General features: G+C 67.9%; 18 protein-coding genes. 7 read left to right on the top strand and 11 right to left on the bottom strand.

Features of this window, described 5'->3' with window-relative positions; genetic code table 11:
* Window positions 1–38 precede the first annotated feature (38 nt).
* Window positions 39–1,643, bottom strand: a complete 1,605-nt coding sequence (locus ACFWWQ_RS20555) for a tryptophan halogenase family protein (protein ID WP_384598129.1) — start codon at window positions 1,641–1,643, stop codon at window positions 39–41.
* Window positions 1,644–1,912: 269 nt separating this feature from the next.
* On the opposite strand from ACFWWQ_RS20555, the gene ACFWWQ_RS20550 reads away from it, so the two are divergent.
* Entirely contained in the window at window positions 1,913–2,614 is a 702-nt protein-coding gene (locus ACFWWQ_RS20550) for a class I SAM-dependent methyltransferase (RefSeq protein ID WP_384598127.1), read from the top strand.
* Between the two features lie 80 nt (window positions 2,615–2,694).
* On the opposite strand, the gene ACFWWQ_RS20545 is transcribed toward ACFWWQ_RS20550, so the two are convergent.
* From ACFWWQ_RS20545 to ACFWWQ_RS20505, 9 genes are all read right to left on the bottom strand, one after another.
* Window positions 2,695–3,873, bottom strand: coding sequence for a cytochrome P450 (locus tag ACFWWQ_RS20545; RefSeq protein ID WP_384598102.1), 1,179 nt, complete (start codon window positions 3,871–3,873; stop codon window positions 2,695–2,697).
* Between the two features lie 131 nt (window positions 3,874–4,004).
* The gene (locus ACFWWQ_RS20540; RefSeq protein ID WP_384598100.1) at window positions 4,005–4,880 is read right to left on the bottom strand and encodes an ABC transporter permease; all 876 of its coding nucleotides are present in this window, start codon (window positions 4,878–4,880) and stop codon (window positions 4,005–4,007) included.
* Complete coding sequence (locus tag ACFWWQ_RS20535; protein ID WP_384598098.1) at window positions 4,867–5,619, bottom strand: ABC transporter ATP-binding protein; 753 nt, start codon at window positions 5,617–5,619, stop codon at window positions 4,867–4,869. Before ACFWWQ_RS20535 ends, ACFWWQ_RS20540 begins: the two co-directional genes overlap by 14 nt.
* 4 nt (window positions 5,620–5,623) lie before the next feature.
* Entirely contained in the window at window positions 5,624–6,895 is a 1,272-nt protein-coding gene (locus ACFWWQ_RS20530; RefSeq protein WP_384598096.1) for a sulfate adenylyltransferase subunit 1, read from the bottom strand.
* Between the two features lie 2 nt (window positions 6,896–6,897).
* Entirely contained in the window at window positions 6,898–7,812 is a 915-nt protein-coding gene (gene cysD, locus ACFWWQ_RS20525) for a sulfate adenylyltransferase subunit CysD (protein WP_384598094.1), read from the bottom strand.
* Window positions 7,809–8,381, bottom strand: a complete 573-nt coding sequence (gene cysC, locus ACFWWQ_RS20520; protein ID WP_384598092.1) for an adenylyl-sulfate kinase — start codon at window positions 8,379–8,381, stop codon at window positions 7,809–7,811. Before cysC ends, cysD begins: the two co-directional genes overlap by 4 nt.
* A 36-nt stretch (window positions 8,382–8,417) precedes the next feature.
* Complete coding sequence (locus tag ACFWWQ_RS20515) at window positions 8,418–9,119, bottom strand: sulfotransferase family protein (protein WP_384598090.1); 702 nt, start codon at window positions 9,117–9,119, stop codon at window positions 8,418–8,420.
* A gap of 26 nt (window positions 9,120–9,145) precedes the next feature.
* Complete coding sequence (locus ACFWWQ_RS20510; protein WP_384598089.1) at window positions 9,146–10,057, bottom strand: 3'(2'),5'-bisphosphate nucleotidase CysQ; 912 nt, start codon at window positions 10,055–10,057, stop codon at window positions 9,146–9,148.
* Between the two features lie 177 nt (window positions 10,058–10,234).
* The gene (locus tag ACFWWQ_RS20505; RefSeq protein ID WP_384598125.1) at window positions 10,235–13,237 is read right to left on the bottom strand and encodes a BTAD domain-containing putative transcriptional regulator; all 3,003 of its coding nucleotides are present in this window, start codon (window positions 13,235–13,237) and stop codon (window positions 10,235–10,237) included.
* Window positions 13,238–13,625: 388 nt separating this feature from the next.
* On the opposite strand from ACFWWQ_RS20505, the gene ACFWWQ_RS20500 reads away from it, so the two are divergent.
* From ACFWWQ_RS20500 to ACFWWQ_RS20485, 4 genes are all read left to right on the top strand, one after another.
* Window positions 13,626–14,969, top strand: a complete 1,344-nt coding sequence (locus ACFWWQ_RS20500; protein ID WP_384598087.1) for a sensor histidine kinase — start codon at window positions 13,626–13,628, stop codon at window positions 14,967–14,969.
* Window positions 14,966–15,625 (top strand): response regulator, encoded by a 660-nt coding sequence (locus ACFWWQ_RS20495; protein WP_384598085.1) that lies wholly within the window; start codon window positions 14,966–14,968, stop codon window positions 15,623–15,625. Before ACFWWQ_RS20500 ends, ACFWWQ_RS20495 begins: the two co-directional genes overlap by 4 nt.
* Window positions 15,626–15,852: 227 nt before the next feature.
* Window positions 15,853–16,848, top strand: a complete 996-nt coding sequence (locus ACFWWQ_RS20490) for an alpha/beta hydrolase (protein ID WP_384598083.1) — start codon at window positions 15,853–15,855, stop codon at window positions 16,846–16,848.
* Window positions 16,841–18,145 (top strand): acyltransferase family protein, encoded by a 1,305-nt coding sequence (locus tag ACFWWQ_RS20485; protein ID WP_384598081.1) that lies wholly within the window; start codon window positions 16,841–16,843, stop codon window positions 18,143–18,145. Before ACFWWQ_RS20490 ends, ACFWWQ_RS20485 begins: the two co-directional genes overlap by 8 nt.
* Window positions 18,146–18,730: 585 nt before the next feature.
* Here the strand turns inward: ACFWWQ_RS20485 and ACFWWQ_RS20480 are convergent.
* Entirely contained in the window at window positions 18,731–19,180 is a 450-nt protein-coding gene (locus tag ACFWWQ_RS20480) for a MarR family winged helix-turn-helix transcriptional regulator (protein WP_384598079.1), read from the bottom strand.
* 226 nt (window positions 19,181–19,406) lie between these two features.
* Between ACFWWQ_RS20480 and ACFWWQ_RS20475 the strand changes: the two genes are divergently transcribed.
* Both ACFWWQ_RS20475 and ACFWWQ_RS20470 read left to right on the top strand, forming a co-directional pair.
* A complete protein-coding gene (locus ACFWWQ_RS20475) occupies window positions 19,407–20,033 on the top strand; it encodes an isochorismatase family protein (protein WP_384598077.1) in 627 nt (208 codons plus the stop codon).
* Between the two features lie 280 nt (window positions 20,034–20,313).
* On the top strand, window positions 20,314–21,243 hold the full coding sequence (locus tag ACFWWQ_RS20470) for an NAD(P)H-binding protein (RefSeq protein ID WP_384598075.1): 930 nt from the start codon (window positions 20,314–20,316) through the stop codon (window positions 21,241–21,243).
* Window positions 21,244–21,305: the final 62 nt, after the last annotated feature.

The raw sequence follows: 21,305 nt of genomic DNA, 5'->3' as shown, positions 1-21,305 counted from the left end.
ATCGGTACGGGCATCGGCGCTGCGGCGGTGAGGTGTGCTCAGCGAGGCGAGTTGATCGAGGCGAGGTACTCGTAGCAGCTGGGCAGTGTCGCGACCTGGCGCTCCGCATCGGCCTTGAGCTTCGCCCACTCCGCGCGCGCTCCGGCGGGGTCGATATGGGCGAGCGTCGGGCGCGGCCGGGCGGGCTCATGGCCGAGACCGAGCATCATCGTGATCCACGAGTACTGCTCGAAGCCGTGGTAGTAGGGGTAGACGGCCTCCTCGTCCAGGAGGTGCGAGGCCCCGGTCTCCAGGCGGGCGGCGAGCGCGTCCGGGAGGGGACGGACCTTGGCTTCCTTCCAGTACGGCGTGTCGTCGCGCTGTGCCGCGCGGTAGTGCAGGACCAGGAACTCCTTCACGCCGTCCAGGACGTGCGCGACCCGGTCGTTGTAGCTCCTGGCCAGCATCTGATCCCAGCGCTCGTCGGGGAAGTGCTTCACCAGCTGCTCGATGCCGTGCTGGATGAAGAAGATCCCGGTGGACTCCAGCGGCTCGACGAAGGCGCTGGACAGGCCGATGGCCACGCAGTTCTTGACCCAGGAACGGCGGTTGCGCCCGATGCGCATACGGATGTGGTTGGCCTCCAGGTCGTCCTGCCCGGGGGCGGCGAACTCGCGCAGGGTGCGTTCCGCCTCCTCCGGGGTGCAGAACTCGTCGGAGTACACGTATCCGTTGCCGTTGCGTCCGAAGAGCGGGATGGTCCAGATCCAGCCCGCCTCCCTCGCGGTCGCGGTGGTGTACGGCCGCATCCCGGTGGTGGCCTGGTCGGGCTGCGGTACGCGCAGCGCGACGGCGCGATTGTTCGGCAGCACGTCCTGGAAGGACTCGAAGGGCTCCTCCATGGTCTGGTTGATCAGCAGACCGCGGAAGCCGGTGCAGTCGATGAACAGGTCACCGGCGAGCTCACCGTGCTCGCGCGTGGTCACATGCGAGAGCCAGCCGCGCTCGTCGCGGCCCACGTCGACCACGTCGTCGACGACGTGCCGTACACCGCGGTCGGTCCCGTACTTCGTCAGGTACTGCGCCAGCAGACCGGCATCGAAGTGGTACGCGTAGGGGAACTGGGCGCGCTGCTCCTCAAGCGTCGAGCGCCCGAGCGAGCCGTCGAGGCTGCTCGCGAACAGTGAGCCGTCGAGCATGCGGGGGGAACGCTGCGCCTCGCACAGGGCCGGCGTGATGAAACAGGAGCGGTCGAAGGGCTTGCTGCGGTCGCCCTCGGCCAACCACCAGTCGGCGAGGGAGAAACCGTCGGAGGCCCCCAGCCGCTCGAACGGATGGTAGAAGTGCTCTCCGGACTTCCGCCAGTTCTCGAACCGGATGCCCAGTTTGTACGAGCCGGCGCACTCCGGCATCCACTCGCGCTCGTCCAGGCCGAGATAGTCGAAGAAATGCCGGACGGTGCTGAACGTTGCCTCTCCGACGCCGATGCTGGAGACCCGGTCAGATTCCACCAGGGTCACGTTTATGCGGTCTCCGAATGCGGCCTTCAGGTACGAGGCGCTCATCCACCCCGCAGTGCCGCCGCCGACAATGACAACCGAGTTGATCACTCTGGAACTCCTGCGTCGAAGGATCTGGAACAACCGATCAGGGCGAGAGCCCATGTGCACCGGCCGCCCCTGAGCGGGCTCGGCCGGATTGCCCGCAGTGAAGCTACCCCGGAGTCCTTTCCTCTCGTTATCTCGGCTTCACGGTTTCGATTCATGGCAGGCCCCGCAACGCTTTGGCCGAGTCGTCGTCAATTCCGCGAAAGCGAGACGATATCGAGACGATACCGGGGTCACATAGCCTGAACAAAAGTGCATACCACCTGTCCGAGATGCGGTCCGTGCAGGTGCTCGAAAAGTTTTTTTGCAAGGTCAATGGAGGGCCAATGGATGTCGTCTCGGTCGATTCTCTGAGCAAGCTCTATCAGAAATATGAGAATGACCTCCGGGCGGTACGTGACGGCCAGCGCGCCTTTCTGGAGCAGCGCGGGAAGTCCATGAAAGCGCAACTGGATGATCTCGAAGCCGAGATAACTTACCTGCTGCTGCGCGACCATCGGCCGGAGCGTGTGGTGGAGATCGGGACCTTTTACGGGTGGTCCACCATGTGGATCCTGAGCGCGCTGCGCGACAACGGCGCCGGTCACCTGTACTCGTTCGACATCGTCGACAAAGTTGTCCGCAATGTTCCCGCCGAACTGTCCGCCGACCGGTGGACGTTCACGATGGGTGACGTTCGCCAGCACCCCGGCAAGATCCCGGACGACACCGACTACCTCTTCATCGACGCCGACCACGGCGCGCGATTCGCGCGCTGGTACACCGAGAACCTCTTCCCGGCCGTCCCCGCCGGAATTCCCACGAGCGTCCACGATGTGTACCACGGCCGCCGGCCGAAGCCGCTGAGCGAGGGATCGGTCGTCATCAAGTGGCTGGCCGAACACCAGGTTCCGTACTTCACACCCTCGCTCGCCAAGGCCCCCGAGGTGATGGAGCAGCTCACCGAGGTCAAGCGTGACCTCGGGCTCGCGGAGCCGGTGCGGAACAGCACCGACAACCCCATGATTTTCTTCCGTCTCCCTCGCTGAGCGGCCCCCGAAGGCGGGCAGGGCGACCGGCTCCGGTCACCTGCCCGCCTTGCTGTTCCGCCCCCCGCCCGTCAGGCCCGTCAGGCCCGCCGGGCCACCACGGGCAGATTCTTGGCGCCGTACATCCCGCGCGCGTGGTAGGCGACGCCGGCATCACGGTCGACCCGCAGCTCGGTGAAGGTGTCCAGCAGGGCGTTGAGCGCCACCCGGGCCTCCAGTCTGGCGAGGGGCGCTCCGACGCAGAAGTGCCCGCCACGGCCGAACGCGACGTGCCGGTTGGGGGTGCGCCGGATCAGGAACCGGCCCGCGTCCGGGAAATGGGCATCGTCGTGGTTGGCGGAGATGACCCACGGCGTGACCATGCGGTTGGCGGGGATCAGCCGCCCGCCGACCTCGACGTCGGTCACCGTGACCCGGCTCACGGTCGTGAACGGCGACCGGAAGCGCAGCACTTCCTCGACCGCGGACGGAATGAGGGAGCGGTCGGCGCGGAGCTCGGCGTATGCCTCCGGATTGCCGTCGAGGCACTGCACGGCATTGCCGATCAGCAGCGTCGTGGTGAGATGCCCGGTCAGGAAGAGAATGCCGGCGAATTTGACCACCTCGTCATCGGTGAGCTGCTCGCCGTCCACCTCCGCGGTCGCCAGCTTGCTGATCAGATCGTTCTTCGGGTCCCCCCGGCGCTGCCGGCAGTGTTCGAGCAGATATGCGTCCATCTCCCGGGTGGCGGCCTGGAAATTGGCCACGATATCCGTCTCGGACTTGGGCCTGCTGAGATTCATGAACCGGTCGGCCCACCTGCGGAAGAGGTCCCGGTCCGATGCCGGAATTCCCAGCAGTTCGCTGATGACGATCACCGGCAGTGGATAGGTGAGCACATCGATCAGATCGAACCGCTCGCTGCCGGTCTCGGCGAGCAGCTCGTTCGTCACGGCCGTGATGCGCGGCTCCAGTTTGTCCACGGTATGGGGCGTGAATGCCTGGTTGACCAGCCGGCGGAGCTTCCCGTGCTCCGGCGGGTCCATCGCGTTGATATGTCCCTCGGTCAGCGGCTTCACATGCGGCATGACGCGACTGGTGTCGTTCGAAAACACCTTGGGGTCGGAAATCACCTGCTGCACGTCGTCATAGCGGAATATATGGTAGGGGCCATTGCCCTCCTGCCATACCGGATTCTCGGCCCGCATGCCTGTCAGCCAGTCGAAAAGATTATTGCTGCCGTCGGCATGCGGGACGGACAGAGGATCCTGCTCGGTCATCGGATCTCCGTTCTGTGTGTGTCGTCACCGAACTGCTTTTTGTCACTGAACATGCGTGGACGAGAACCGGGCGTACCGGGACTCGCTGCCAGGCGGGCCCCGGATGCCGTAGGACCGTCGGACGGGCTCTTTCAGACGAGCAGGCCGCGGTGGTACAGCACCCGCTTCTCCACAGGCCGGAACACCATGGCCTCGACCAGCACGCCGATGGCCAGGATCAGCGCCACCGACGCCATCACCAGGGCGAAACTGCCCTCCTGCCGGCCGGTGTCGAGGATCCGCCCGACACCGGCAAGCGGCGTCGAGGTGATCAGCTCGGCGGTCATCAGGGCCCGCCACCCGAAGGTCCAGCCCTGGCGCAGCGTCGCGATCAGTCCGGGCAGCGCGGCCGGCACCAGCACGTGGCGGACCGCCCGCAGGCCAGTGGCGCCCATGACCCGGCCGGCACGCCGCAGCAGCACCGGAACCTGGTCGAGCGCGCCGACCACGCCCATGGAGAGGGACGGCACGGCACCCAGCAGGACGACCGAGTACACCGACCGCTCCGACTCCCCGAACGCCACCACCGCCAGCGGAACGAGGGCCGCTGCGGGCAGCGACTGGAAGGCCGCGAGGACCGGCGTGAGGACGGTCCGTGCCGCGCCGCACCGGTACACCAGCAGGCCGAGTGGGACACCCAGCAGCACCGAAGCGGCGAATCCGGTCACGGCCCGGCCCAGGCTCTGCCCGAGAGCCGGCAGCAGGATGCCGTCCCGTAGCAGCTTGGCCAGTTCGCCCAGGGTTGCGGCGGGTGACGGCAGCCTCGGGAACAGGCCGGAGAGGGCGGCCAGTTGCCACACGGACAGCACGAAGACGGCCGCGAGAACCGGAGCCGTCGCCCTCTTCACGGACCGGCGGAACAGGGTGGGCACGGCCGGAGCGGCCGGGGAATCCAGCACGTCCGCACCTGACGAGAAGTCCGGCGGGACGTCCGCCCCGCGGACGGGGCTGAGGTCAGTCACGGGCATGCCGGCAGACCTCCTCACGCAGGTCCCGGGAGATCTCCAGGGCCAGGCCGAGGAGGGTGGCGTCCTCGGCGCGGCGCGGGTGGGGAATGCCGACCCGCCACTCGCGGGCGATCCGGCCCGGGCGGGAGGACAGCAGCACCACACGGGTGCCCAGCCGCACCGCCTCCCGAATGTCGTGCGTGACGAAGACGACGCTCGGCCGCCGGCGCTCCCAGACGCCGATCAGTACCTCGTGCAGCACATCCCTGGTCAACGCGTCGAGTGCCGCGAACGGCTCGTCCATCAGGAGGAGGTCGCTGCCCTGGGCCAGGGCGCGAGCGAGGGCGACACGCTGCCGCATGCCGCCCGACAACGTGTGCACCCGCTTGGCGTAGGCGTCCCCGAGCCGTACGAGTCCGAGGAGCCGCGTGGCCTCGGCGCGGCGCTCGGCCCTGTCAGCCGTCCCGGCCAGTTGCAGTGCGAGTTCGACGTTGCGACCGGCTGTCAGCCAGGGAAAGAGCGCATGGTCCTGGAACATCAGGGCCGGGCGCGCGGTGCCCGAGGACACCTGGCCGGACGACGGCCGGTCCAGACCGGCCAGCAAGTTCAGGAGGGTGGATTTCCCGCAGCCGGACGCGCCCAGCAGGCAGAGGAAATCGCCCGGAGCCACTTCCAGGTCGATGCCGTCAAGGATGAGCGCATCGCCGAAGGTCTTCGTCACTCCGGTCAGCCGCACGGCCGCAGTGGTGGCGGGGGACATGGGCTCAGTGGGCCATGCCGGCGCTGAGCGTGGCGCCGTCGGCCGGAGCGATCAGGAGGAAGGCGCCGGTGGGACGGGACCGGGCGTACGGGTCGAGCGCCAGCGGCTCTGCGGTACGCACCCGGACCGTGCCGATGTCGTTGGCGACCAGCTCGCCCGGCGCAGGATGCCGGGCGAGGTCGTCGAGGGCCAGCCGGGACGGGATGTCCTTGACGATCGCCTTGACCGTACGCGTGGTGTGCTTGAGCAGCACCCGGTCACCGGGCTTCAGCGGACGGTCATGGAGGTGGCAGACGGTCGCCTCGATGTCCTGGGTGAGGGTGGGCGCGGCGGCGACCGGGGCGATCAGGTCGCCGCGGGAGACGTCGAGGTCGTCGGCGAGACGTACGGTCACCGACTGCGGTGCCCAGGCCATCTCCGCGGGCTCGCCGAGGATGTCGATGGCCGCGATGACGCTGGTGCGGCCGGAGGGCAGCACGGTGACCTCGTCACTGACGCGCAGCATCCCGGCGGTCAGCCGCCCCGCGTAGCCGCGGTAGTCGGGGTGCTCGGGCGTCTGCGGCCGGATCACGTACTGGACCGGGAAGCGGGCCGGCGCGTCAATGGGCGCGGCGGCGACCGGGACGGTTTCCAGGTGCTCCAGCACCGTCGGGCCGGCGTACCAGTCCATGGTGGCGGACGGTGTGACGACGTTGTCGCCGGCCAGGGCGGAGATCGGGATCGTGGTGATCTCCGGGACGCCCAGTGAGGCGGCGTAGGCGGTGAACTCCTCGGCGATGGTGGCGAAGACCGGCTCGGCGTAGTCGACCAGGTCCATCTTGTTGACGGCCAGGACGACGTGCGGGACGCGCAGCAGGGCGGCGACGGCGGCGTGCCGGCGGGTCTGCTCGACCACGCCGTTGCGGGCGTCGACGAGGACCACGGCCAGTTCGGCGGTGGAGGCGCCGGTGACCATGTTGCGGGTGTACTGCACATGCCCGGGGGTGTCCGCCAGGATGAACCGGCGCCGGGGCGTGGCGAAGTAGCGGTAGGCGACGTCGATGGTGATGCCCTGCTCGCGCTCGGCGCGCAGGCCGTCGGTCAGCAGCGCCAGATCGGGGATCTCCTGCCCGCGGCCCAGCGACGCGCGTTCCACCGCCTCCAGCTGGTCGGTCAGGACCGACTTGGAGTCGTGCAACAGTCGGCCCACCAGGGTGGACTTGCCGTCGTCGACGCTTCCGGCGGTGGCGAACCGCAGCAGCGAGGTCGCGCTCGTTTCGAGGTCGGCGGTCGGCATGGCTAGAAGTACCCCTCACGTTTGCGGTCTTCCATGGCTGTCTCGGACAGCTTGTCGTCGGCGCGGGTGGCGCCGCGCTCGGTGCGCCGACTGACGGTGATCTCGCTGATGACGGACTCGACGGTGACCGCGTCGGAGTCGACGGCGCCGGTGCAGGACATGTCGCCGACGGTGCGGTAGCGCACCCGCCGCTTCTCGACCCGCTCGCCCTCCTTCGGGCCACCCCACTCGCCCGGCGCCAGCCACATGCCGTTGCGGGCGAAGACCTCGCGCTCGTGCGCGTAGTAGATCGTGGGCAGCTCGATGTGCTCGCGGGCGATGTACTGCCAGACGTCCAGCTCGGTCCAGTTGGAGACCGGGAAGACCCGGACGTGTTCGCCGGGCGCGTGCCGGCCGTTGTAAAGGTCCCAGAGCTCGGGCCGTTGCCGGCGCGGGTTCCAGCCGCCGAACTCGTCACGGAGGCTGAAGATCCGTTCCTTGGCGCGGGCCTTCTCCTCGTCGCGGCGGCCACCGCCGAAGACGGCGTCGAAGCCGTTTTTCCCGATGGCGTCGTTGAGCGGGACGGTCTGCAGCGGGTTGCGGGTGCCGTCCGGGCGCTCGCGAAGCTCGCCGCGGTCGATGAAGTCCTGCACCGAGGCGACGTGCAGCCGCAGCCCGTGCGCGGTCACCAGTCGGTCCCGGTGAGCCAGCACCTCGGGGAAGTTGTGCCCGGTGTCCACGTGCAGCAGGGCGAACGGCACCGGCGCGGGCGCGAACGCCTTCAGCGCCAGGTGCAGCATGACGATGGAGTCCTTGCCGCCGGAGAAGAGGATCACCGGCCGCTCGAACTCGCCCGCCACCTCGCGGAAGATATGCACGGCCTCCGATTCCAGCGCGTCCAGGTGGCTGAGGACGCGTGCCTGGGTCACCGCGGTCATATCAGTCCCTCCCCCGCCAGCACCGTCTGCACGGCGTGCGCCGACTGCCCTGGGGACTGCAACTGCGTATCGAGGTACAAGTCCGGTTCCTTGGGTGGCTCATAGGGGGCGTCGACCCCGGTCAGCCCGGTGAGCCGGCCGGCCGCCTGTTTCGCGTAGAGGCCCTTCACATCGCGCTCGGCGCACACCTCCATCGGGGTGGCCACATGGACTTCCACGTACCGCGTGCCCGAGCCCTCGTGACGGGCGCGGACAGCAGCGCGGCTGTCCGCGTACGGGGCGATGACGGGAACCAGCACCATGACGCCGTTACGCGCGAGCAGCTCGGCCACCAGGCCGACCCGCTGGACGTGGGTGTCGCGGTCCGCACGGGAGAAACCCAGGCCGGCCGAGAGGAAGGCGCGGATCTCGTCCCCGTCCAGGACCTCCACCCGGTGGCCGGCGGAGCGCAGTCGTTTCGCCAGTGTGCCGGCGATGGTGGTCTTTCCCGAGCTCGGCAGCCCGGTCAGCCAGACCGTCGCGCCGGGGTGATGGCGATTCATTTCGGTTCCTTCGCGTGCGGCGCCCATGTGCCCGGTTCGTTCGTTGCGTCCGCTCGGGGGCGCTCAGACCGTCGCGCCGGGCACGGAGAGCCCCATCCGCTCCGCGAACGCTCCCTCGAAGGTGCGGCGGAACGTACCGGAGTCGTTGACGTGGGGGAACTCCTCGGCCGGGACCGGCACGTCCAGGAACGCGCACAGCGGCCCCCAGCCCTCGGTGACCCGGTAGACCAGCAGGCGGTCGGCCGGGACGACACGCTGGACCTCTTCGTTGTGCCGGAGGAACGTCTCGATGGCCCGCTCCTCGTCGGCCTGGTCCAGCCGGCCGCCCTGCCCGTCGTCCATGATCCGCGGCAGCAGTTCATTGCCCATGAAGCCGGCGAACTCCATGGCCTCGGGGGAGAGACCGTTCGGCGGCAGCGTGGGGCCTTCGGTGTCCTCTCCGGTAGCGAAGATGGTCTTCTTGACGCTCGCGTACCAGCGTTCCGGCTCCCGTACCGTCAGAACAACCTTGGCCTCGGGAAAGGTCTCGACGAGCTCGCGCCAGAACGCACAGCCGGGCCAGTCGACCGAGGAATGGTAACCGTCGAAAACCCGGTCCCATTCGATCTTGTCGGCGCTCAACGCATGGCGCCACCGAGGCAGGTGATCGGCATGTCGAATCACTTCGAGCATGTGATAACAGGGGCCGAATCCCAGCTTTTCCAAGGCCAGTTGGAGGGAATTGGTGCCGGTTCGGCCGAACCCCACGCCAATGACGTTGAGCATGTCAGTTCCTTTCGCATGGAAAAATATCAACGACCGGCATGCGACGCGAGCGCGTCCAGGGCGTCCCAGAGTTCTTCGGCGGCTGACGGCCGGCAGATCGCCAGGTCGGGCAACGAGGGGTCGGGCTGGTTGTAACGGGGCGCCGACCCGTCCAGTCGCCGCACCCGCAGGCCGTGGGCCAGAGCCACGGCCACGGGGGCGGCCGAGTCCCATTCGTACTGGCCGCCCGCATGCACGTAGGCGGAGCCGGTGCCGTTCAGTACCGCCATGGCTTTGGCCCCCGCGGACCCCATCGGCTGGATCCGGGCGCTCAGCCGCTCGGCGATGTCGCCGATCAGCGCAGGAGGGCGGCTCCGGCTCGCCAGGAGCGTCAGGTGCCCGGGATCGGGGCAAGGGGGAGCGGTCCGCCGGGTCGAGAACGTCTGACCGGCCGCGGGCAGGGCCACTGCGCCGGCGGCCAGCGAGCCCTCGATCCACAACGCGACGTGCACCGCCCAGTCGGTGCGCCCCGCTTCGCCGAACTCACGGCTGCCGTCCAGCGGATCGATGATCCATACGCGCCGTGCGTCCAGCCGGGACCGGTCGTCCGCGGATTCCTCCGAAAGAACCGCGTCGCCGGGCCGGTCCGCCGCGAGCTGGGCGAGCAGGAATTCATTGGATCGGCGGTCGCCCTCCGCGCTCACATTCGTGTGACCGGGTTCCGACCGCAGAGCGAGCAGCAAAGCGCCGGCGCTCTCCGCGAGCCGGTGTGCCAACTGATGGTCTGCGGGGTCCTGTGCCGGAACGTAGACCGGGGCCATGCCATCGGTCGGGGCCATTCCCGATGGCGGGACCGCATCGGCTTGCGAAGTGGACAAGAGGATCTCCTGGGCGCAAGTGACGACTCCGTGGCGGAACGGTCGTTTCGACCAGATCTCGCTGATCAGGAAAGTAGCCAAACCACCTATTGTTTGGTTATCGAACAGTTTCGGGGAACCCGAACTCGCCGTTATTCACGAACAATGGCGAATGCAGCTTTCTGTAGCTCTTCTCGGTACGACGAACACTTCTCCGGGTGTTCGGCCGCCTGCGGGCGGCACGAGCGCGCGCAGGCGGCCGGTCGGTGACAGCCGGTCTCACCTTTTGCGCAAACTCGCCGGTGTCCGCTGTCCGGGCACCGGAATACGGTGCCCCAGCCCGCTCTGCACGACTGGCTCGGCGTCCAGCGCGTCCAGCCCCAGCAGCGCCCGTTCCTGCCAGGGCGGGGAGCCTACGCTGGTGAAGATCTGCTGGGCGGCGAGCAGATGTGTCCGCGAAGCCGAGTACCGGCCCTGCCGGCGGCAGGATTCCCCGAGGGCCAGGTTGATCTGGCCCTCCACCAGCGGACTGTCGATCCGTCGGCTGATCTCCAGCGCCTCGTTCAGCACGGTGTCGGCCTGCTGCGGGGCATTGGCGGCCAGGTTGGTCTCACCGACGCCGAGCAGGGCATAGGCGAGTCCGACCTGGTCGGACCTCTCCTTGACGATCCGTACGACCTCCAGGAAGGTCTCCTCCGCCAGCACCAGCTGCCCCTGCGCAAGATAGGCACGGGCCAGCCGATGAGATCCCTGCGCGAGGCCCCGTTTCCCGCCCGCACCGATCGACTGCGAGATGCGGACCGACTCCAGGGCGAGCCGGACCGCGGAGTCCGGCTGGCCGCGGTCGAGCGCGATCTGCGCCATGTTGTTCAGCGCATGGGCCTCCGAAGAGTGGTCACCCACGGCACGGAACGTGGCCCGAGCCGTTTCCAGGGCTGTCATCGCGCTGTCCAGGTCACCCCGGATCCGGTCGGTTATCGCGATGTTCCGTCGGGTCAGTGCCTGGCCGTGTTCGTCGTCGGCCGCTTCGTAGAGCCGCAGCGCGTCGTGGAAGCGGTCGGCTGCCATGTCGATCCTGCGTAGCCGCAGTTCGACCGCGCCCAAGTCGTGCAGCATGGCTGCCTGGCCGCGTATGTTGCCGGTCTCGCGGGCGGCGGCCAGGGCGTGTTCGCAGCAGACCCGCCAGTTCTCGACGTAGTTGCGGGTCTCGAAGAGCGTCACCATGGACGCGGTCAGGTCCCAGGCAAGGTCGTCCATGCCCGTGCGAGCCGCCTGTTCGATCACCGCGAGGAGGTTGAGCCGCTCGGCCTCGAACCAGTCCAACGACACGGCGAGGAGATCGTCCAGGAACGCGGGATCGACCGTACGGCGCGGTACATCGCTGTGGATGACGGTGAAATCCCCGCCGTAATCCCGCCGGTGCGCCTCCTCGGTGAGGGTCAGGAAGGTACGGAAGACGCGGTCCAGGGCCGCCCGGTGTTCGTCGCACGGCGTTTCGTCATGAGCACGCTCACGTGCGTAGAGACGCAGCAGATTCTGGAAGCGATAGCGCAGGCAGCCGGTCGCGTCGGTGCCGAGCGCTACAAGGAGCTGGGCATCGACGAGGGACTCGATGAGCCCTTCCGCGTCGAGTACGTCGATGTCCAGCAGCGCCGCGCCGACCCAGGCGGTGAAGTCCGGGATGTCCAGGAGGCCGAGGAGACGGTAGAGGCGGGCTGCGTCGTCGGGCAGGTGCCGGTAGCTGAGCCCGAAGCTGACCCGTACCTGCGATTCGCCTTGGCTGAGTTCGTCCAGCCGCCGCCGTTCGTCGTCCAGCCGGTTGGCCAGATGCCGTACGGTCCAGTGCGGTTTGGAGGCGAGCCGGGCGGCTGCGATGCGCAGCGCCAGCGGCAGCTTGTCGCAGAGCTCGACCAGGCGCGCGGATTCGGCCGGCGCGGCGGAGATCCTGGCCGTGCCGACGATCTTCCCGAGCAGTTCCCTCGCGTCAGGCTCGGGGAGCGGGCCCAGGTGCACCCGGGCCTCCGCGGGCCAGGCCACCAGCCCTTCCAGCTGTTCACGGCTGGTGACGAGCACACAGCTCTCACCGGCGCTCGGCAGCAGCGGCTGTATCTGCGCATACGTGCGCACGTTGTCCAGGACCAGCAACACGCGCCGGTCGGCGAGTATGTGGCGATAGAGGAAGCAGCGTTCCTCCAGCTCGGTGGGGATCTGCTGGCTCGACACGCCGAGCGAGCGCAGAAAGCGGCTCAGGACATCGCTGATGGGCAGCGTATCGCCGCTCTCGTAACCCTGCAGATCCGCGAAGAGGCGTCCGTCCGGGAACTGGTCGCCGACGCGGTGGGCCCAGTGGAGGGCCAACCCCGTCTTACCGACGCCGGCGGCCCCGGTGATCAGGCTCACGCTGACCGCCTGCCGTGTGCCCTCGCCCGCCACGAGGGTGCTCAGCGCGGCGAGTTCGCGCACCCTCCCGACGAATCCAGGGATGTCGGGCGGCAGGCTGGAGTGGACGGCCGTTGTCCGGGGTTGGTGTTTCGGGGCGACGAAGGAGGTACGGGCGACCGGGGCCAGCGCGGGATCGTCCCGCAGAATTGCATCGTGCAATTCCTGTAGATCCGGGCCCGGTTCCAGGCCGAGCTCCTCGACGAGCTGGCGGCGTGCGTCGCGGAAGGTCGCCATGGCATCGGCGCGGCGGCCGGAACGGTATTCCGCAAGCATGAGGTGGTAGCGCGTGCGCTCCCGCAGCGGTTGTTCGCGCACCACTGCGGCTAACTCCGGAATGGTCGCCTGGTGATTCCCGAGTTCCAACTGGACGGCTGTGTGGTCGTCGTAGGCATTGAGCCGCAGCTCTTCCAGCCGGCGTGCCTCCTCCTCGACCAGCTGGCCGGTCACCCCGTCAAGAGCGGGCCCCCGCCACAGATCCAGTGCCGACTGGTAGAACTGCGCGGCCTCATCGAGCCGCTGCTCTTTTACGGCCTGTTGCGCCGCGCCTACCAGCTTGGTGAATTCCACCGAATCCACTTCGTGGCCCTCGGTGTTGAGCAAGTAACCGGGGTGGGCCGTTATGACGATGTCCTCGGCAACGCCTTCGGCTTTGAACTTCTTGCGCAGGGCGGCTATGCAGATTGCCACCTGGGTGCGCGCAGTTGTTGGCGGCCTGCCATTCCAGACCACCTCGACCAACGTGTCCATCGGGACGATTCGGCCGGGGTTGAGGATCAAGAGTGAAAGGATCGTGCGCTGCCGCGCGCCGCCAACTGTCGTACTTCTTCCTCCTACGATCATGGACAGCGGGCCGAGGATCTTGAAGCTCAGCTGTTCTCTCATCATTCCTCCCCATCACTACGTCCCCCGAGGGGTGGTTATGGATCAAACAGTAGCCAGCGGCGAGAGGGTCGGATGTAGCGAGCATCAGAATCGTGACAGTCGAGTACGGGTGATCACCGAGAGGTGGGTTTCGGTAACGCTTGGTAGGGGTGGGTTTGAGGGGTGACGTGTCACGCAGGAGGCGGCCGGAGCCACTGTCCACGGGAATGTTGGCTGCTGACTGTCCGTAAGGGAAGTGCGCGAAGGGAAGGGCGTGCTGCCCCTCCTCCGAGGCGTCTGACGTCGCGCGCAGGGAATGCGCTTGCGGTACGGGGCGATCAGTTCCGGCCGTGGTAAGGTCACGCGAGTGGGGGAGCAGAAGAGTGCGGGAAAGGGGACATCGCCGCGCCTGGGCGAAGTCCGATACCGCCGTGCAATTCTTCTCCTGGAATCGCTGTGGGTGATTCTCCGGGTTCTTTGTGACTTATCGAGAGGCCCCCGGTCCGATTCGCACTCCCCCCGAAAGCGACTGTGGCGCTGGCTCGCCGTTTCTGCTGCCGGGGCCGTTGCGGCGGCGCTCGCGGTGTCCGCCGGCAATCTGATGGCAGAGCGACTGCAATTGCCTCTTGCCTTGTGCGCCACCCTCGCATGCGCGCAAACCCTCCCGATGGCGCTTTCTCTCGTTCGCCCCTTTGTCGCCTGGTGGCTTTCACTGGCGGCCACGATCGCCTACGCACTGACCAGCGCTTCGCTTGCCGGGCACAACACGGCGGGATTGCCCTGGCCCTGGACGGGGGCTGCACTGCTCGTCCATCTCGCCGTCACCCTCATCAACGCCTGGCAGTTCCCGCTACGGGTAGCAGTCGCGCAATGGGTGCTCAGCATGCTCACCGGCCTTGCCCTCCAGACGTGGGCGACACCCCCGGGCGCGAACCACAACGTGCAGCTGTACGGAGCGGCTTCGGCGATCGGCCTGGTGCTGCTGACCGTCGCCCGGTCGAATGTGCGGGCCCGGCGGCAGTTGCGCAGGCAGGAAAGCCTGACCGCGCTCGAACGATCCCGCCGCGCAGTCCTGGAAGAACGGGCGCGTATCGCGCGGGAACTTCACGATGTCGTCGCCCATCACATGTCGGTGGTGGCCGTCCGGGCGGAGGCGGCTCCGTACCGGGTGGCGAATCCGCCCCAGGAGCTCAGCGAGTGTTTCACCGAGATCCGGGAGAACGCGCTGGCAGCCCTGGCCGAGATGCGACATCTCCTGGGCACGCTCAGGTCGGACGAGCAGGACCCGGACAGCCGCTACGTGCCGCAGCCCGGCCTGGACAACTTCGAGGAACTCCTGGAAAACGTCCGCTCGGCAGGGCTGGACATCGCTGCCGAGATCCGCGGTGTACGACGTGAACTGCCCAAGCGAGTGGAACTTTCCGCCTTCCGGATAACCCAGGAGGCGCTGAGCAATGCGCTGCGGCATTCCCCGGGTTCCCGGGTCGAAGTCACCTTGACGTATGGCCGGTCGGAGATCGAGGTGCACGTGTCCAACGGGCCGCCGGCCGGTCCGGTGGAGCCCCGGCCGGGATCCGGTCATGGTGTGCTGGGAATGCGGGAGCGGGTTTCCATGCTCGGCGGTACTTTCCGGGCGGCACACCGAGGGGACGGGGGGTACGAAGTGACAGCAGCGTTGCCCTTGCGTTCCGGTGAGAGCGAGGAAAGATGACGATTCGTGTAGTGATCGCGGACGACCAGACGATGATCCGCGAAAGCTTCGCCATTCTCCTCAACGCGCAGCCGGACATCGATGTTGTCGGCGAGGCGGACAACGGTGAGGACGGAGTCCGCCTGGTTCGCGAATTGGACCCGGACATCGTCCTCATGGACATCAGGATGCCGCGGCTCAACGGCCTCCAGGCCACCCAGCAGATCACGGCCGGCGGCAGCGTCGCCAAGATCCTCGTACTGACCACGTTCGACCTGGACGAGTACGTGTACGAGGCGTTGCGCGCCGGCGCGAGTGGTTTCCTGCTCAAGACGTCCTCCGCGCACCAACTGGCCAACGCCATACGAACGGTGCACGAGGGCGGCGGGCTCATCGAACCGACCATCACCAAGCGGCTGATGGAGGAGTTCGCCCGGTTGCCCACCCCGCACAGACCGCGCCAGGAGAACATCGGCGACCTGACGCTCCGTGAGACCGAGGTGCTGTGCCTCATCGCGCGGGGACTGTCCAACGCCGAGCTCGCGAAGGAGCTGGTCATCGCCGAACAGACCGCCAAGACGCACGTGGGCCGCATCCTGGTGAAGCTCGGCCTGCGGGACCGTACGCAGGCGGCGATATTCGCCTATGAAGCCGGCCTCGTCGTCGCAGGCGAGTGAGCGTGCCCGAACGGCCCGCGCGCGTCGACGGGCTCTGCACCGGGGACATCTGTCCGCGCTTCTCTGCCTTGAGGCCGACGCCCATGCCCCCCTGGGTATGAGTGAGTTCCCTCCTGTCATACCTGAGAGCTAGCTGCAAAGTGAGCTCTCTGGCGTGATCCCTTCCCGTGCCGGTGAAACCTAGCCTTCCTCCCAGTTCTTCGAACGACGAGGAGGGAAAAGAAGCCGTGCGAGCTGCCCGTCTCAGACGTGGATTGCTGGTCTCCGCCGTTGCTGGCTGCCTGGTGTTCTCGGTCACCGCAGCAGCTCATTCCCACGCCACGCAGACCCCCGTAGCGCCCCGGCTGCCCGCGCTCTCGGCGGACACGCTGGAGGACCGTTACGCAGCGAACCGCCACTACATGGCCGAGGCGGAGCGGGCGGCACGGGACGTGGGGGACGGCGCCCGGGCGGACCGGCTGGGCGAACTGCGCTCCGTCAAGCGCAACTTCCTTTCCTTCTCGCCCGTTGGTGATGGCCAAGCCGTGGAGGTACTGGGAGATCTGGCCCATGCGGACCGGATAGCCGTGGTGGTTCCGGGCTCGGACACCACCATCGACACGTTCGACATGCTCGGCTCGCGTTACGGCTCGCTAGCCGGTGGTGCCCGCGGCCTGTATGCCGAGACCAAGAAGCTGGACCCGAAGTCACGGGTTGCCGTAGTGGCCTGGTACGGCTACCGGGCGCCCCGGACCCAGAGCGTCGAAGTCCTCACCAAAAGCCGTGCGGAGGAGGGAGGGCAGCGGCTGGAAGGGCTGATCAGGCAGTTGCGGCAGGTGAACTCCACGGCCCGGACCACTCTGCTCTGCCACTCCTACGGTTCCGTGGTGTGCGGAAGCGCCATGGGCACGATGGACCCCAGGACGGCGTCGGCGCTGTCGGACATCGTGGTCTTCGGCAGTCCCGGCATGGGGGTACGTTCACGGTCCGAACTCGGCACCCACGTCCCGTTCTGGGCGGGCCGCGGCACCCGCGACTGGATCGCAGACGTTCCGCACGTCAGCGTGAGCGTCTTCGGCGTATCGGTCGGCTTCGGCAGCGACCCGACATCCACGCCTTTCGGCGCCGAGGTCCTTCCCGCGGGCTCCGCCCAGCACAGCGCATACCTGAAGCCCGGTGGCCTCGCCGTACGGAACATCGCGCTGATCACGCTGGGCCGGGGCGCGGAGGTGTCCCGTGGCTGACCTCCGTATTCCTCCCGAGGAACAGACCGCCCGAGCCGGTGCGCCCGGTGCCTGGACACTGACGGGCCGGCCGTGCGCGGGCCGTCGGCCATGGACTGCCGGGCTGCACGCGGCGGTGCTGCGGATCGACGCGATGACCCCCGTCGGCCGAGACCGCGCCGTCGACGTGCTGCGTTCGCTGGCCACCCTGGGGGTGGTCCTCGGCCACTGGCTGGTCAGTGCCGTGGTGCTCCAGGCCGGCGGCCACCTGGCCGCCGACAGCCCCTTATCGCACATGCCCGGCCTCGCCCCGCTGTCGTGGGTGCTGCAGCCGCTCGCGGTCTTCTTCTTCGTCGGTGGCCGTGTCGGGTCTCACAGTTACGGCTCGGCCAGGGCGAGTGGCATGGGGTACGGCACCTGGCTCGCCCAGCGACTGCGCAGGCTGCTGCGCCCGACGCTCGCACTCGCCCTCACATGGGCGCTGGCGCTGGTCGGCCTGGCCACCGCGGGCATGGCGCCCGAGACGATGCACACCCTGACGCGGCTCTCCTTCTCGCCGTTGTGGTTCCTCGCGGTGTACGCGGCGTTGACCGCCCTGACACCGCTCGTCCAGAAGTGGGGAATCCGGATCGCCGTGACGGCGGGCATGGTCGTGGCCGCCACGGACGGTGCCGGATTCATCTTCGGCGACACCGGCTGGGTCGAATCGCTCCGTGACATCAACATCATCGCGGGGTGGCTGGTGCCGTACTGCCTGGGCACGGCCTGGGTGTCGGGGGCGTTCACCCGACGCCGGTCCGCCATCGCGATGCTCGTCGGCGGCGCTGCGGCCACGGCCGCCCTGATGCTGTGGGGCGGCTACCCCGTGAGCATGGTGGGCGTCCCCGGTGAGAGCATGTCGAACCTCAATCCGCCCACGCTGGCTGCGGTGACATTCGGGCTGACCCAGTGCGGTGGGGCTCTGCTGCTGCGCCGACCGTTGCGCCGCCTGGTCGGGCAGCCGGTAGCGGACAAGTCCCACTCCGCGTACCGGACATCACCCCGGGCGACGCCCCGCCAGTTCCTCTGGGCGACGGTTGCGCTGCTCAACCTCTCGACCATCACGGTCTTCCTGTGGCACCAGACGGCGATGCTCGTCACCACCGTTGTCCCTCTCGCGCTCGGTCAGCGGTACTTCGCCCTGCACGCGAGCCCGGACAGCCCGTTGTGGGTCGTTGTCCGCCTGGCCTGGACACCGGCGTTCGCGGCCGTGCTGGTCCTTTTGTGGGCGGCCTTCCGTGACTGGGACAGAGAAACCCACAAGGGAGGCCGGCGTTGACCTCGCTCACAAAAGCGGACGAATGTGCGCCTCGGCGTCCCGCCTATTCGTGGAGTGCGGAGCCCGCATCTCTTTTCGAAGTCGAGACGATAAGAGGGTGATGGCATACTCTCATAATGTTTCTGCGGTAGGTTACGCCGTGCCTTTTAGGCACTCCACGGGGGAATCGCCGACCATGCAATGCAGGCTTGACAGAACTGTCCGTACCTCCTCCCTGCCACGGGTCGGGATGGTGGCTATTGCTATTGCCTCCTCAGCTGTCCAGCGGGGCAACGGCACGCTCGGGGGTGACTGTTGTGCGTCCTGTACGAAGGACGCAGGGGAGGCATCCGTATTCGTCAACGAAGACTGGGCCTGATCTCTGATTTCCGCCGCCGCTCTCTTGCCCGCCCCGTAAGGCGGGTCCGTAAAAGATGCGGAAGCTGATGACATCAGACAGCTGAGTTTCCGTCATTCGTGGACGGTGTGCGTCAACGGAAGCGTTCAGGCGGATGCTACGGAGTTCCGGTGTAGAGGTCCTCTTCCGCCACTGATCCGGAAGAGCTGGTCAGGAGCGGCCGCGCGACAGGTCGGTGGTTCGCGCGTTCACCTCGACGGCTTGCGTGGGAGGTCGGCCACGCAGTGGAGAGCCGACTTGAAGGTGATGTATTCCTGCCTGCCCAGCGCCTCCGCGTGGCGTTCCTCGATCGTACGCATGATGGCGGCGGCGGTTGCCATCTGAAGCAGGCCGCGTTCGGTGGGATAGATCAGTTTGGCGCGGCGGTCTGCGGGGTCGGGTTTGCGTTCGACGTACCCCAGACGTTCGAGATCGTCGATGAGGGAGCCGATGACCTGCTTGTGCCGTCCGGAGGCGCGGGCGAGTTCGCTGGCCCGGATGCCGTCGGAACGCAGGTACGCGAGGACCGCGCCGGCCCGCGGCTGGATGTCGTCGAAGCCCTGCTCGGCGAGCGCGGCGAACAGCTCGCGTTGAACGGAGAAGAGGACCTGGGCGGCGAGTACGCCGAGGTCCGGTTCCGCGGTCTGCTTCCTGGCCAACGCAGCTCCCGTCTCGATGGTCCTCCGCCGCCGTGCAGAGCGTGACCTGCGGTGTCAGTCGTCCCTGACGATGGCTGGGACAGCGCCGGCCCGCAGCTGGGCGCACCCTCCGGGAGCGCTTGTGCTCCGCCGGGCCGGGGCCTAGCGTGAAGGTGAGTAATCACCAATTCTGACTATCAAGATTAGTGACCAACGAGCTGTGTCTCCACCCGATGAGGAGTGCGAGATGAGTGAGCGCAGCAAGTTCCTGGAGTCGCTCACCCGGGAGAACGTGACCGTGGTGCTGGTCGATCATCAGGTGGGCCTGTTGTCCGGCGTCCGTGACATCACCGTCGACGAGCTCAAGCACAACGTGGTGGCGCTGGCCAAGGCGGCGACGGTCCTGGGTATCCCGCTGGTCGTGACCACCACCGCGGCCGACAGCATGTGGGGGCCGACCGCCCCTGAGCTGGTCGAGGCGCTGCCTGCCGACCAGAAGGTCATCGACCGCAGCACCGTCAACGCCTGGCACGACAACCGCGTCCGCGAGGCCGTCGAAGCCACCGGCCGGCAGAAGCTGATCTTCGCCGGGGTGTCGCTGGAGGTGTGCGCGGCGCTGCCCGCGTTTGCCGCCACGGCCGCCGGATACGACGCGTACGTCGCCGTCGACGCCTCCGGCACCTTCAGCCGGACCAAGCGGCAGGCGGGGCTGTTGCGCATGCAGCAGGCGGGCGTCATGGTCAGCGACTACGCCACCCTCATGGTCGAGGCCCTGGCCGACAATGCGGCACCCGAGTCCGGCGCCGTCTACGCCGCCCTCGACATGCCGTTCGCCGTCCTGGTCGGCCAGATCTCCGCGGCTCACCAGGCGTAGCGGCTCCCGGCAGCCCGTCGCCGGGTACCGGGGGAGGCCGCCGACCGGGCGCGTTGTTGTTCCCGCACTCTTCCTGGGGCAGGCGCAGTGCGGCGTGTCGGTAACCGGCTCGCGGTAAAAGGGTGGGTACGGGGCTGTGGGCATTGCGCATCGCGAACGGCGGGAAGGGCAACGGGCCCTGCCGGGCAGCGGCGAAGGCCGTGGAGGGCGCCGGAATCGGTGAGGTCGATGACGTGCGTGACCAGTTGCGCCGCAGTCGTGTGCATCGCAGGCTGCGGCTATGAACCGCACCCGAGAAGTTGGTGTGATGCCCGTTCTGGTGACGGGCGCGGCGGGCAGTGTCGGCGGGGTCGGACGATCGGTGGTCGAAGGTCTTCGGCGACGGGACCTGCCCGTCCGGGCCATGGTGCGTCGCGACGACGAGCGGGCGCAGGCGCTACGCCTGACCGGCGCGGAGGTCGTCGTCGGAGACCTGACGCGCGCGGGCGACATCGCCGATGCCCTGGCCGGCTGTACACGCATGTACTTCGGCATGGGTGTGTCGGCGCAGTATCTGCAGGCTGCCGTAACGGTGGCAGCCGTCGCGCGTGCGTACGGGGGCCTGGAAGCATTCGTGAACATGTCGCAGTTGACCGTCTCCGAGACGGACCTCACCAGCACCTCCGAGTCCGTGCAGCAGCGTCAGCAGTGGCTGGTGGAGCAGGTCCTCGACTGGTCGGGCCTGCCCGTCGTCCAGCTCAGGCCCACCGTGTTCATGGAAAACCCGCTGTTCCGCGTCGGCTTCTCCTCGATCGCGAAGGACGGAACCATCAGGCTGCCCTTCGGCCGGGCGAAAACCTCCCCTGTGGTGGCCGGTGACGTGGCCGCGGTCGTGGAGGAAATCCTGGCCGACCCGGCCCCGCACATCGGCAGGACCTATGAGCTGACCGGCCCGCGCTCGGAGGACGTCGCCGCCATGGCAGCGGAGATCTCCACAGTTCTGGGGCGGCCGGTTCGGTACACCGACGTTCCCCTCCACGAGTGGATCGACGACGACCTCAGACCGCTGGGGCTGTCCGACCACGTCTTCCAGCACCTCACCACCATGGCTCGCCTTCACGCGGAGAACCGCTACGACCGCACGGCAGAAGGGTACGAGCAGGTCACCGGGCGACCCCCTTCAGGGGTGGCGGAATACGTCCGTGAGAATCCCGGCCTGTTCAGCTTCTGAGCCGCGCCCCTGTCGTGCACTGTGCTGCGCGCCCGGGTCGCTTCCGGCGGCCGGGTGGGGGA

It is taken from the genome of Streptomyces sp. NPDC059080 (assembly GCF_042739975.1).
GTDB classification, from domain to species: Bacteria; Actinomycetota; Actinomycetes; order Streptomycetales; family Streptomycetaceae; genus Streptomyces; species Streptomyces benahoarensis.
This window is presented reverse-complemented; position numbering and strand designations above follow the sequence as displayed.